The 12,307-nt window shown below is 34.3% G+C and carries 19 protein-coding genes; 15 read left to right on the forward strand and 4 right to left on the reverse strand.

Annotated elements, in window-relative coordinates:
* Positions 1 to 205 precede the first annotated feature (205 nt).
* The 9 genes from MKX14_RS16570 to MKX14_RS16610 all read left to right on the forward strand — a co-directional run bounded on the left by MKX14_RS16570 (position 206) and on the right by MKX14_RS16610 (position 5,378).
* Positions 206 to 460, forward strand: a complete 255-nt coding sequence (locus MKX14_RS16570; RefSeq protein WP_109428883.1) for a hypothetical protein — start codon at positions 206 to 208, stop codon at positions 458 to 460.
* A gap of 29 nt (positions 461 to 489) precedes the next feature.
* Entirely contained in the window at positions 490 to 774 is a 285-nt protein-coding gene (locus tag MKX14_RS16575; protein ID WP_240282999.1) for a hypothetical protein, read from the forward strand.
* Between the two features lie 59 nt (positions 775 to 833).
* Positions 834 to 1,118, forward strand: a complete 285-nt coding sequence (locus MKX14_RS16580; protein ID WP_240283000.1) for a hypothetical protein — start codon at positions 834 to 836, stop codon at positions 1,116 to 1,118.
* Positions 1,115 to 1,408: a hypothetical protein gene (locus MKX14_RS16585; RefSeq protein WP_240283001.1), complete on the forward strand. Its 294-nt coding sequence runs from the start codon at positions 1,115 to 1,117 to the stop codon at positions 1,406 to 1,408. The genes MKX14_RS16580 and MKX14_RS16585 overlap by 4 nt, the downstream gene beginning before the upstream one ends.
* Positions 1,408 to 2,349, forward strand: coding sequence for a helix-turn-helix domain-containing protein (locus MKX14_RS16590; RefSeq protein WP_240283002.1), 942 nt, complete (start codon positions 1,408 to 1,410; stop codon positions 2,347 to 2,349). The genes MKX14_RS16585 and MKX14_RS16590 overlap by 1 nt, the downstream gene beginning before the upstream one ends.
* A gap of 66 nt (positions 2,350 to 2,415) precedes the next feature.
* The gene (locus MKX14_RS16595) at positions 2,416 to 2,823 is read left to right on the forward strand and encodes a DUF1064 domain-containing protein (protein WP_240283003.1); all 408 of its coding nucleotides are present in this window, start codon (positions 2,416 to 2,418) and stop codon (positions 2,821 to 2,823) included.
* A 1-nt stretch (position 2,824) separates the two neighbouring features.
* The gene (locus tag MKX14_RS16600; RefSeq protein WP_240283004.1) at positions 2,825 to 3,871 is read left to right on the forward strand and encodes a hypothetical protein; all 1,047 of its coding nucleotides are present in this window, start codon (positions 2,825 to 2,827) and stop codon (positions 3,869 to 3,871) included.
* Positions 3,868 to 4,374, forward strand: a complete 507-nt coding sequence (locus tag MKX14_RS16605) for a hypothetical protein (RefSeq protein WP_240283005.1) — start codon at positions 3,868 to 3,870, stop codon at positions 4,372 to 4,374. Before MKX14_RS16600 ends, MKX14_RS16605 begins: the two co-directional genes overlap by 4 nt.
* Positions 4,375 to 4,577: 203 nt before the next feature.
* Positions 4,578 to 5,378 carry a hypothetical protein gene (locus MKX14_RS16610; RefSeq protein ID WP_068563046.1) on the forward strand — a complete coding sequence of 267 codons (801 nt, stop codon included), beginning with the start codon at positions 4,578 to 4,580 and terminating at the stop codon, positions 5,376 to 5,378.
* An 83-nt stretch (positions 5,379 to 5,461) separates the two neighbouring features.
* Here the strand turns inward: MKX14_RS16610 and MKX14_RS16615 are convergent, their stop codons facing one another.
* From MKX14_RS16615 to MKX14_RS16625, 3 genes are read right to left on the reverse strand one after another with little or no spacing between them, the layout of a single operon-like run.
* Complete coding sequence (locus MKX14_RS16615) at positions 5,462 to 6,136, reverse strand: hypothetical protein (protein ID WP_068563047.1); 675 nt, start codon at positions 6,134 to 6,136, stop codon at positions 5,462 to 5,464.
* Positions 6,137 to 6,161: 25 nt separating this feature from the next.
* On the reverse strand, positions 6,162 to 6,995 hold the full coding sequence (locus tag MKX14_RS16620; protein ID WP_240283006.1) for an HNH endonuclease: 834 nt from the start codon (positions 6,993 to 6,995) through the stop codon (positions 6,162 to 6,164).
* Positions 6,989 to 7,399 carry a (deoxy)nucleoside triphosphate pyrophosphohydrolase gene (locus MKX14_RS16625; protein ID WP_068563049.1) on the reverse strand — a complete coding sequence of 137 codons (411 nt, stop codon included), beginning with the start codon at positions 7,397 to 7,399 and terminating at the stop codon, positions 6,989 to 6,991. Before MKX14_RS16625 ends, MKX14_RS16620 begins: the two co-directional genes overlap by 7 nt.
* A gap of 114 nt (positions 7,400 to 7,513) precedes the next feature.
* Here MKX14_RS16625 and MKX14_RS16630 point away from each other — a divergent pair, with 114 nt between their 5' ends.
* The 4 genes from MKX14_RS16630 to MKX14_RS16645 all read left to right on the forward strand — a co-directional run bounded on the left by MKX14_RS16630 (position 7,514) and on the right by MKX14_RS16645 (position 9,750).
* Complete coding sequence (locus tag MKX14_RS16630) at positions 7,514 to 8,422, forward strand: lipase family protein (RefSeq protein ID WP_068563050.1); 909 nt, start codon at positions 7,514 to 7,516, stop codon at positions 8,420 to 8,422.
* Positions 8,423 to 8,600: 178 nt separating this feature from the next.
* Entirely contained in the window at positions 8,601 to 8,900 is a 300-nt protein-coding gene (locus tag MKX14_RS16635) for a hypothetical protein (protein WP_240283007.1), read from the forward strand.
* Between the two features lie 289 nt (positions 8,901 to 9,189).
* Positions 9,190 to 9,378: a hypothetical protein gene (locus MKX14_RS16640; protein WP_240283008.1), complete on the forward strand. Its 189-nt coding sequence runs from the start codon at positions 9,190 to 9,192 to the stop codon at positions 9,376 to 9,378.
* A gap of 141 nt (positions 9,379 to 9,519) precedes the next feature.
* Positions 9,520 to 9,750, forward strand: a complete 231-nt coding sequence (locus MKX14_RS16645; RefSeq protein WP_240283009.1) for a hypothetical protein — start codon at positions 9,520 to 9,522, stop codon at positions 9,748 to 9,750.
* Positions 9,751 to 10,133: 383 nt separating this feature from the next.
* Here the strand turns inward: MKX14_RS16645 and MKX14_RS16650 are convergent, their stop codons facing one another.
* On the reverse strand, positions 10,134 to 10,367 hold the full coding sequence (locus MKX14_RS16650) for a hypothetical protein (protein WP_240283010.1): 234 nt from the start codon (positions 10,365 to 10,367) through the stop codon (positions 10,134 to 10,136).
* 890 nt (positions 10,368 to 11,257) lie between these two features.
* Here MKX14_RS16650 and MKX14_RS16655 point away from each other — a divergent pair.
* Both MKX14_RS16655 and MKX14_RS16660 read left to right on the forward strand, forming a co-directional pair.
* Positions 11,258 to 11,932, forward strand: coding sequence for a DUF6988 family protein (locus tag MKX14_RS16655; RefSeq protein ID WP_240283011.1), 675 nt, complete (start codon positions 11,258 to 11,260; stop codon positions 11,930 to 11,932).
* Between the two features lie 140 nt (positions 11,933 to 12,072).
* Positions 12,073 to 12,306 carry a YodC family protein gene (locus tag MKX14_RS16660; RefSeq protein WP_240283012.1) on the forward strand — a complete coding sequence of 78 codons (234 nt, stop codon included), beginning with the start codon at positions 12,073 to 12,075 and terminating at the stop codon, positions 12,304 to 12,306.
* The last annotated feature ends 1 nt before the right edge of the window (position 12,307 follow it).

Raw genomic sequence — 12,307 nt, forward strand, 5'->3', positions numbered from 1 at the left:
AAATTCTCAAAATAAAATCAGTTAAAACTGATTATTTAAGCTTTTGTTTCTACAAATATTTATAGAAATAATAAATAGGCCTTGATAAGTAAGTACTTACTTAAGTACTTATTTTATCTTTATCACCTTTAAGGTAAACAAGAAAAAAGGTTGTATTTGTATTACCTAAAAGGTAATATTTGGATTGATTAATGAGGATCAATCTATGAAGTTTCGTGATTTCATCCTGAATATGACTCCAGATGAACTAAATCAATATGCAAAAGCTACTGGTACAACAACTGGTTATTTAAAGACGCACCTTTTGTATGGTTATAAAGAACCACGTAAGAACTTACGTAAAGCTTTAGCTGAACAAAGTGGGGGGAAAGTTTCAGAGCAAGAAGTATTACAACATTTCGGGTTGTATCCCACCTCAAATTTATTAAACCAAAATGGTAATGAAGTAGCTCAGACTTAAATTTAATAAGCAAGGGAGCTGCTCTTTTCATGAGAACCGATGAAATGAATGAAGCAAGAGAGTTGGGCTTTTTAGGTGGAAAGCTCGATAACCCTGTAACGGTCAAATTTAATGATTTGACTGATGAATCCATCGAAGGTGTGGCCAATGCCAGCGACATGACGAAAGCAGACTGGATACGTGAAGCTTGCATAGAAAAACTCTTGGTGGAGAGACGCAAGTTCAATCGTATGCGAAAGGTGTGGGGTCATCCTAAGGAAACAAGAGAGGCCAGAGGATGTCATGAGAATACCGAGTCAAATTTAGAGCATTAAAAAAGCCTGATCTCGGAAATCAGGCTTTTAGGCATTCGAATCTATAGCGAGATTAGAACATGAGCAATTTATCAGAACAGCCAATCGAACTCAACTCAGAAGAATTTGTAGTGGGTGACATGGTGGTTATTCAAAACCACATTATGGGTCCACTTGGTAGCGACAATATTTTCTGCATTATAGAAATAAAAAGTGACTTTCTTGGTGATCATGTCTCTATGACTGATACCGATGGAAAGGTTTGGACATCTGGAGTGCAGTACATACGTCATGCGACTGTTGCGGAAAACCAATTAAAGCGTCGATTAAGTGCTGAAGAGTCAGCACGGGCGGAGGTGTCATGAATCAACAATTTAAACACCTTCCAGAACATAAGCAGAGAGAAGGTATTCAGTCATGGTATGAGCCAGCTCTTAATCTCCTAAACAAAATGCTCGAACGAAATAAAGCGAATCTCCGTAAGCGTGGATACAACGAAAGCAATGCTGCTATTACTCGCGAAGAGTTTAGACAAGAACTTGCTCGCCGTGGCCGCATTACTTTGTATTTGGCTGGAGAAATTGAAACGAGTTTGTATAAGGCTCAAAAGATTGAATACATGGGCGGATATGTAAAGCCTAAGGTTGGTGAGTAATGAGTCTGGACGCAACCATTTGGGCTTTCAAAGCAGAGGTAAAAACCTCAAGTCAGAGACTCGTTTTATTGGCTTTGGCTGATAGAGCGGGAGAGTCTCACAAGTGTTACCCAAGCATAAAGCGAATGGTGAAAGACACTGTCCTTAACCGTAAAACAGTGATCAAAGTATTAGATGAACTTGAGGCAATTTCATTAATAAAATTTACAGGTGAAATCACAGGAAATGGTGTGAAGGTTTACCAGTTAATTGGTGTGATGGGCCGTGAAGAAACTGATTTAACCAGTCCCAAAAAGGGGACTAGTACCAATAACGGAACTAGTTCCAATTTCGGTACTGGTTCCAAAAACGGTACTAGTACCAATAATGGGACCGCAACCAGTCCCAAAAACGGTACTGAGACCAGTCCCAATATTGGGACACAGAACCTATCAGGGAATCTATCAGAAGAATCTAAAAATAAAAAAACATGGTTGAGTTTGAAAAAACTTGGTGAAGAAATTCGTTTGGCAACTGATCAGGAAACTTACGAGCAGATCAAAAACGCGAATTGGTTCGATCGTGAGTTACGAGCATTTGAACTCTACAACGCCGAAAAGAATCTTTGTGATGAACTCATGCATTACCACTTTGCTGACTGGTTGATTAACGCATGTGGCAAATACCAAGCACGTGAACATGCAACTTTCCAAAATTCAGGGTCGCAAGTTCGGTGCTCGCCGAGCGCACCGCACCAGTTGAGCGATAAACAAGTTCATTCCTTCGCTCAAAAACTCTCACAACATCCCGAGTTCGCAAGCCAGTTTGCAGCTGCAGGGGAAAGCTACGATCAACTTGCAGCTCGTATCGCCGTAAAACTTAGCGATCCAGATCAGGCCAAACAATGGGAATCGTATCTCAAGCAAGTCGGGTTCAAAGGCACATTGCAGGGGGCGGCATGACAGACCTCTATGATGTCAACGTAGCGCTCTTGGATGGTGAACTCTACGCTTTTGAAAGGGGTTTGGATGTCTAGCATGAGTTTAGCTGAATACCGTGAATTATTTTTACAGCAACCTAATACTAAATCAGTAAGAAATAAGTTCAATGCTCAAAAGATCAAATTAGATGGTATGACCTTTGATAGTAAAAAAGAACTCCAACGTTATATTGAGCTTAAGGCAATGCAACAGAGGGGAGATATTTATGACCTTTGTCACCACACAAAATTTGAACTGATACCGAAAGTGAAATTACAAGGAGAAAAAAAGATTAAACCTGCTATTCGTTACTATGCAGATTTTACGTATTACACAGCAAATAATGAATATGTAGTTGAAGATGTCAAGTCAAAAGTAACCAGAAAACTGGCTGTATACCGTCAGAAAAAACACTTGATGAAATCTATCCACAATATTGACATCAAGGAGACTTGAAGTGGCTGTATTACTTAAGAAATGTAAAAAATGCGGGCTGAAAATGCCATTTGAAAGCTTTGCAAAAGATAAGCTTTGTAAAGATGGTCATATTGGTAGTTGTAAAAAATGTATCAAAGCAAATTTGAAGAAAAACTGTATTTGTATCGCATGCGGCGATGGCTTCTATGCTGCACCAAGTCGAATTTTAAAAGGTTACGGCAAATATTGTTCAGACATATGCAAAAGCTCAGGCATTAATAATCCAAGATACATTGTGAATGATGTGAACTGTAAAAACTGTGGAAAAGCTTTTCATATTAAGCCGTATCAACAAAAATCAGGAAAGGGGAAGGTTTATTGCTCTGTTGAGTGTCGGCTTGCAGATACTAGAACAATTGTTAAATGTGGATGGTGTAGTAATGATTTCGAAGTCCAGAGGTGCAAAGTAGGTAAAGAAAAATATTGTAGTCCTGAATGCTCGCAAAAAGCGGTTTTAAATAATCCTCGTTTAGCCCCTAAAAGTACAAAGTTAAATTGTATTTGCAAGACATGTGAAAAACTCTTTTATACCAAACCATCAGACTTAAAGAGAGGTAATGGAGTAGGGACTTATTGTTCGGCTGAATGTATGACCGGCAGTAGAAAAGCAAAAAGAATAGATGGAGTTATTACATCTTATTTAGAAGAAATATTTTTGAATCAATTAATAGCCAATAATTTGACTGTTGGGATGAAAAGAGAACTCCAATTTAGAACTGATAGAAAGTGGCGATTTGATTTTGCATGGGTTGAAGAAAGAATTGCAGTTGAAATTCAAGGAGGGGTTTGGATGGGCAAATCTGGAAGCCACACATCAAGAAAAGGATTAAATAATGATTGTGAAAAGAGAAATGAAGCAGTCATTGATGGGTGGAGGGTATTGCATTTTACATCTGATCAAGTCCATTCAGAGTATGCATTAGATGTGATTAAAAGATTGATGAAAGTTTTACGGTTCAGTACAGAGCAAGTGAAGTCAGGTTTAGCGGTTCAGCAGATAGAGAAAATGGTTGGGGGAAATGAATGACACTAATGATCGATAAGAAGCATGTTATGCACTCAGTGGACTGGTCTCGGTTCGATTTGGAAGGCTGGTTATATCAGTTCGGTGCATGGCTAGATCAAAAGAGCTTTACCGGTATTCCTTCTGGCGCATATAGCAACCCAATTGCCTCAGCGATGGTACAGGTTGAAAAGCAACGCCGTTTAAAACGGTTAGGTAAGAAGAAACAACGGGAAATCATCGCCAATTACTTTGTGAGTGAATCAGATCCATTCCGTAAAACTAAGTCTAAAACCCAGTGCCAGATTGATGACAATGAAGCGCGTGCAGTACAGCGTTTAGTTTTAGATTTAATGGGGCAGAGTGAAGTCATGGATGAATGGATGGACGCAATTATTGACCGTTACTTCCGTGGGCAATCATGGCCGGAGATGGTACGAGAAGATCGTTCACAGTCAGATGCACGTAGTGATGTGAAGTGTGGATTGGCCGTGTTGCATTGTCGATATGGGTTTATTGGGTATTAGTCTATCATTCAGTTGGTATCCTTTTTAATGTGGAGACCGTTGAAACTAATCCAAATTTATTTAATGCACTGGCATTAAAAATGCCACCTTAGGGTGGTTTTATTAAATTTTCAATAGTAATTATATGTCTGATTTTAGAAAATAATATATTTTAATGTATAATATTTTGTTTATTTTATACTTATAAATTAGAGAATTTAGACATGCAAGAACAATTAAGTCCTAACAATCCAGAAAATGAGAAGAATGCTTTAAAAACTTGGTTGTGTGAGGTCTCTTTATTTGATGGAAAATGTTGTTATAAAAGTAAAGTTAGCGAGTTAAGAGCTAGACTTGTGACATGTATAGATATAAGTCAAAGTAATTCAAAAGATATTTTAAAAAAATTTGACGAAAGACTCTGGAAAAAAGATGGAAATATTTATGAAATAAATTCTGAAGAATTAATCAGTCTTCAAAATGATGTATCTAGATTAAATGTAAATAATATACATGATGAAAGAAAACGTTTTGACTTAAAAAAAGAAATTTTTGTTTTTACTGTAAATCAATCAACTCTATTAGCTTTATATGCAATAGTAATTATTTTTGTTAAAATGATTTGGAAGGGTTATGGTAATGTGGATTTTATTATACCTGGTTTTTCATTTGGATATTTGTTGGCGATTTCTTTAGTTCTATATGTTATAGATAGTTCTACTAAAAAATTATTAATTGGTCTGAATGGTATAGTATTTTTTGTATTGATTTCTTGTTATTTATATTCTTTATATCATCAAGAAGAAATTATCTATTTAAGTTTTTCAGATACAGTTTCTTTGTTCTTTTTAATACTTATAAATCTAGCAATGTTTGGCTTTTATTTATTTTCTAGCATATATAGTATAACTAGTTTTACAAATAAAAATAATAAAATACCTCGAATAGTACTTGTTCTCGCTGTTGTAGCGGTATACGGAATTCTTATTGCTGTAACATTACAGAATATATCTATTAAAATTTAATTTTTAGTACGATTAATTGATAGAAAAGGTTATTTCAATAGAATAATAAATCCTATTTTTTTATAAATAAAGATAAAAGTACTTTAGGGTACTTTTATCTTATCTTTAAACTCATCAATTGGCTGTATATACTGTTCTGGTAAATAAGTAATTGCTTCTTTATCATCAATAGCAATGCCATAACATTTGTAATGACCACATGCAATATGTTCTACTCTGATTTTATTGTTACTATTATTTTTTATATAACCAGTTTTATAATTGCAATTTGTGGATGTAATAATTTCATCAACTTTATTTTTAATTTCTGTTACTCCAGCATTGTAATAATAAAGGATCAGTACAAATGTGAGAAAAATAATAAAAATATAAAAGCAAAGTATCCAGCCAAAATTGTTTAATGAATTAGTTATGTTTTTCAACATTGGTGGAATATATTTTTTTAAATCAATTAATTTATTGAGGAGAGATTTAAAAGATTTATCTTTGTATTTGTTTTTCCAATAGGCCAATATTGAACAAGCCAGTATAGTAAGAGCTATAGTTAATAGAATTACTAGTCTAAATAAATTTTCAAAAATTAGTAGAGTAGTATATAAGTAACCATATAAAGTTACTTCTGGATAACTTAGACCTAATGCGGATGTCTTTATACCTAATGGCTCACATAACCCAGCATAGTAAGCGAATTGGCAGGCATATACTAATGCGGGTAAGTAGATAAGAAAAAAAGATATACGCTTTAAGAACTGTTCCATTATTTTTCCATTAAATTATTATGATTTACGAATGTATTTGTAAATTTCTTGTCTTTAATAAAAGCTTTTCCCGATCTACCTCAGCATTTACAACATGCATTTTCTTATGGCAATTTGGGCAAAGCGCTACTGTATTTTCGACGGTGTCTGGTCCACCGTGCGCTAACCATTCAATGTGGTGAGTTTCCAGGTAGGGCTCACCATTTTGATCTTTAAAAGGGGCAGGCTGTTCACATAGCTGACAAATACCATTCGCTAAACGTTTTGCAAGCTGGGCAATCGCATCTGAACGAATAAAGTATTTTGTTTTGGTATTACGGTAGCTGACTTCTGTTTGTGCTGTAGCGTGAGCATCTGCCACCAATTGCTCAATCGATTTCTTCTTATACTTACGCTGCTTTTTCTGACTAGTTCGCTCTATGGTCTCTATATTAATTGCCGTATTTGAATCAGCCAATTTAACCGGGAATATCCAGACTAACCGATCTTGTTTATTAGCATCCGGTTGAACTTTTTGATATGGATCTGCTACGAGAGTAACAGGACCTTGATAGATATATTCTTTATCGACAAAAACTTCAAAAAGATGGACAGAAATGCCGTTAGTATGACTTTCAGCTAATGTTCTATTTTGATTTATCAATCCCTGGTCACCGACCTGGCCCATGCCGGTGTAATGCAGCTCATCACCGATCCATCGATCTTCATAGACGGACTCTACATGGTTTGAAATAATGATGAGGGTATTGGTCTTATGAGATCTACGCATTCCGCCCTGAGGTGAGCAAAGGAAGTATTCGCATAATTCAGCATTATTTAAAATAGTACCTGGTTTTAATTGTCTAAAATCTTTCAACATGCTGCAGTCTTATTATCAAGTAAGTATTTCACGATGGGGATATCAGCAGCAGCCCAGTCGAGCTGTTCTAATTCATCGATAGTGCACCATTGTACATCCTGATGCTCACTTAAAGCCAATTCTTCAATAGTCTTAGTCATGCACATAAAAGTGGCCAGCTCGATCTTAAAGTTGGGGTAGGCGTGCTCTACAGTTAATAGATACGCTGTTACTTCAATATCCAGGTTGAGCTCTTCTTTAATTTCTCGAATGAGTGCTTGCTCGAGTGTTTCTTCAGCCTCGACTTTGCCGCCCGGAAATTCATACTTATTCGATAAATAGGGATACTTATGCTCACCTTTAAGGGCACATAAAATTTTATCCTGGTGTTGGATGACTGCGGCAACGACTTCTAGAGATTTCATTCAAAATATTTTAGATGAGTTTAATATAAATATTATGCTTTGAACTGGATTATGTTTGCACTTAATATTTAAAAGAATATAATAAAATTTCAATATAATTAAAAGGATAAAGTCATGAAAATAATAATGGTACACGGGATCAACCAGACTGATAAAGATCCTGAAACATTGAAAAAGATATGGATAGAAGCCTTCTTAGAGGGAGTATTTCAGGCACATATACCGAATGTTCCAGCTACAACAGAATTTGAGTTTATTTACTATGGAGATCTGGTAAAGGATTATTTAAATACCCCGACTTCTAATAAAGTCTTCTTTGATTTACAGACTAGTGGATTTCATGCTTTTGAAAAAAACTTCAATGATTTGTCATTAGATGAACAAAATATTTTAATCAATATTGCTGACTCAATGGAGGGAGATAGTACTGATGAGATGGGAACATTACCTATTGAAGGAATTCCTGTTAATTTAAAAAGTACTTTAGCTCCATATTCCTTTATAGATAAAGGTGCGAAGGCACTGATCAAAATTACGAGTAGATTTCAAAAGCTTCATACGTGGGTGCTTAAGATATTTGCCAAAGAGGCAAATCTATTTCTTGAGAATGAACAATATAGAACCAAAGTGAGGGAAAGATTATTAAGTAAGATAAAAGAGGATTCTAAGGAAGAAATTGTATTGGTTGGGCATTCTCTTGGTAGTGCTGTTTGTCTAGATGCTCTACAGCATTTAAATTCTTCTTATAAGATTTCTCGGTTGGTAACGTTAGGCTCTCCTTTAGGCATTCCTGTATTTTACGATTATTTCAAAGATCGTACTAAGCCTTCTTCATTAAAAGGAGATTGGTTTAACTTTTATGACACGGATGATTTTGTTTCGGCTTATTTATTAACGAACCCTCCATATAATGTTAAACCAGAGATTCAGAATTTAAGGGCAAAAACACAGTATTTCCAACCGCATTATATTGTTGGATATTTGGATGATGCTCTTGTAGCTAAAAAAATCTTAGGTGTTTGAGATAATTGAATGGTAGTTAGAACTTTAGAGCTTGACCCTGTACAGGGTAAATGCTATTTTTGCGTTATAGTGGTCGAAGTGTAAATGAAGATCATATAAGATATTTAAAAGCTCATCGAAAGGTGGGCTTTTTTGTTTTTTGTGATATTAAAAGATTTCCCATATTAAGGAGATCGAAGTGGAACTTACGCAAATTAAGGTAACAATAGATCGAGAATATGATCTCTTTGTAAATTCACAGGAATTTAAGACGTGTCAGCATGACAAAGAGAAACAAGCTAAATTTTTAGGCCATGCATTAACAACAATGAAATATTCTTATACGCACATCATTGATTTAGGCGGTGGCCGATATAAAATTTTAGGTCATCATGATTTAAATGTAGATATTGATCTATTTCAGGCTCCATCTTTTGCATCAAAACAAGTATTTAATACATGGTTGACTAATATCTTATTTAAACATTTATTTTCTTAAAATATATTGTAGATACATATTTTAATTTGTATTATCAAAATCAAATACTGCGCTGAAAGTTTTTGTTTTTGTGACCCGTTTCTATTTGGAAGCGGGTTTTTTAATTATGGATTTAAAGGGTAGTTGCTGCTTTATGAGAATAGTCAGCGGCTATAGTCATTCAAGTTGTATGTTTTTTGCAACTTTTGGCTGAGAGCTTTGATATTACAGATTTTTTAATTTTCCGAAAAATAATGATAATTTCATCACAAATTATTAAAATAGCGCGGTCCTAAATACGTGTTAGCCTATGTTAAATATCTTAGCTATAGCCATCGTTGGTTCTTCAGTTGTTTACTTTGCTTATAATGCTTGGTCTCAACCTGAAAAGAAGTCGAAAACATCAATACTCATTAGCCAAGCTGAACAGTCAATAGCCAATGCTAATACTACAGTCAAAAATGCTGATAGCTCATTTCGTAAGATTCAAACCCAATAATGGGAAAAAGGTTATAAAAGCAATTCTAATAACTTTTGCCGTGTGTTTTATGGCCCAAATGGCCCCGCTAAATATCGATTATGGGCGGGGCTTTTTACTTTATGTGTTAAGCTGCCATTCATAATTTTATGGATTAGCTCAATGTATATTTGTATTGGCGGTGATTTAGACGGTGAAGTTGTAAATAACCGTGAAGGAACGTTCTTTAAGGCAAGTGAAATTGATACAGATAAGGAATCAACGTACAACCGCCAGACTTATATCATTGATGGCAATACAGTTCGTTTTTGGCTTTGTGCAGAGATGCCTTATGTCAAAACAACTAAAGTAGCGAACCAATATTTAGTAGAGAGATTTAGAAACCGTTCTTAAATAAGATCGATAAAAATAAAAGGCATAGATCTATCATTTTTAGATTACAAGGGTTGATGTTAAACGCTTTGGTTCTGCTAATTGTAAATAAAAGATAAACCTTATAAATTGATTATTGCTGAGCATCAAATGCTTAGCATTTCAGGTTTTAGTGAACTTCACAACGCTCATCTCTTTTTGAATGAGCTATTTTTTTGTCGAATTTAAAATTGCCCAAATAAAGTGCATTTTTTTAATTTAAGCTATTGACCATTTGATATATTTAAAATACATTTTTAACTGTATTTTCTATAATAATTTTTTAAAAAGTCACTTAAGCCTGAAATACTGTAGGGAGCCTATTCGAGAGAGTAGGCTTTTTGCATTTCATTGATTTAGTTGAATCATTCAAGTTCAATTTGTTCGTCATCTTTAGTGACCTTGATTTTCAGTTTTCTATATTTTCTTTTGTTTGGATCTAGTGCCGAATTTGATACTTCATCCGCAAATTGCGGATTCTGCATTAGCTTGAAATATGCTTTATAACCAATACGAATTCTAGAAGGAGGACAGTCTATTCTTTTTGAATAATATTCAATTTGAGAGTTCAATTCATCTAGCAGTGATTGATGTTCCATTAAGTTAATTACCTTTGGAATTCGGTTAATTCAAACTAATCCCTAAAGACAAATTTAAAAATTATAAAAATCTCAGGTGTTTTGGTATTTTGATAATTCTGTCAATTTTTTTAAAAATTGTGTGATTGATTCACTGTTGTTTTTTGTAAAAAATGGATCCAAGTTAATAAAAACTTAACTCAATTGTCATATTATTTTATTAAACTTAATGAACTGGTTTTTATTGCTAGTAACATAAAGTAATAATTGTGATTGAAACTTTTAAGGAATTTCAGAGAAGTAAATTTAATACAACACCTTAGCTGAGATTTTTTGCAGCATAGCTCTGTAGGTTTCATAGTTTCCTACAGGGTTTTTTTATAAGTTAGTACTGGAAGACTTAATTACATTTAAACAAGTTTGTCTTTGATATGAGCTTGGTAAATAATTAATGGATTACATGATGATTTTAAATATTCTGAAGAATTCTTACCGCAAGCAGGGGCTAAAACCTTCTCAGCTCCTTATAAGCAAAGACACTTATTATGAAATTTTAAGGGGTGAACGAGCAATGCAAAGTTGCTACAAAACAGATAAGGATGGAAAGCTTAATACGGATATTTCTGGATGCCCAGTATATGTAGTTGATTACATCGACTCACCTTTTAAATGGATCCCGTAACTTTCCAGAAACAAGTTTTTAATTTTGTGTACGTCTCTTAATTTTCAGCTTTAAGGTGTATTCAATTGCTTATTGAATGTTTAGAACTATAGACCGCTTTGAGGCGGTTTTTTTATGGGGGAAATATGAAAAATGAAGTCGGCTTTTATGTTCCTTTTCGACCCATGCTTCCAGAGTGATTTTTAACTTATAATCCGATTTCATTATAATATTTTAGATAAGTAAATTTATGGAACGGGGAATACTTTTAGAAAAATCACTAAAAATGATCTTGGAACTTAAAGAAGAGATCATAAACAGCACAGTGATTGATTGCGGACCACGATTAGATTTGGTTGAGCAAAGTATTTATATTTCATTTGAGCATGGAATAGGGGTTAATACTTTATTGACATTAGATTTGCCAATTCAAGCAATGATCTTATTCCGTTCACAGTTTGAGTCTGCAGTACAAGCTTACTGGTTATTATTTTGCGCATCAAATCATCAAATTTCTAAATTAAGTTTTGGCTATACTTTTGAAGAGCAGTTTGTCAAAGATACATTTCCTACGTTAAGTGAAATGTTGGATATGCTCCAGAAACTTGATTTACCTGCTAAACCAGTAATTAATATGTTTGTTGAATTTAAAAAGTATCATCTCAACCAACTAAACTCATTTGTTCATACGGGTAAACATTCTTTTACGCGCGATGAAATAGGTTTTGATGAGAATCTTGTGATGACACTAATGAGACAATCTAATAATTTGATTACAGCTTCATCGCAAATTATGTTAGCCCATGCTGTTCCCGATAAACAGAGATTCATCCACTTATTGATTGAAAAATATCGGGACTGTTTCTTTATGCAGGAAGATTTAGACCCCAACGTGAAAGCTAGAGTAGATAGTTATTTTAGCTAATTTTTTAACTTGTGGAACGTATTTCGATGCAAAAAAGCCCTGCTAAATATCGATTATTGGCGGGACTTTTTATTTATATACTTGAAAATTTTTCACTTGTCTCAATATATTAATTTCATTAAAAAAATTGAGACTTTGAAATGAGTGAAGAAAGAACACCAAAATATAATATCGGTGATAAAGTAAAATTAACTGTAGGTGGCCCTAATATGGCTGTATCAGATATTATTTATGCAGGCTTTGGTTCAGGAAAATTTTTTGACGGTAATTATCGGTGCCAATGGTTTGCGGGAAAAAAATTAGATACGGGTGTATTTCCAGAAGAAAACCTTGAGTTAATTACTGATACAGTTGAGACTCCATCAAAAAAGTAGA

It is taken from the genome of Acinetobacter pittii (assembly GCF_022449185.1).
In the GTDB taxonomy this organism is placed as follows: Bacteria; Pseudomonadota; Gammaproteobacteria; order Pseudomonadales; family Moraxellaceae; genus Acinetobacter; species Acinetobacter pittii_I.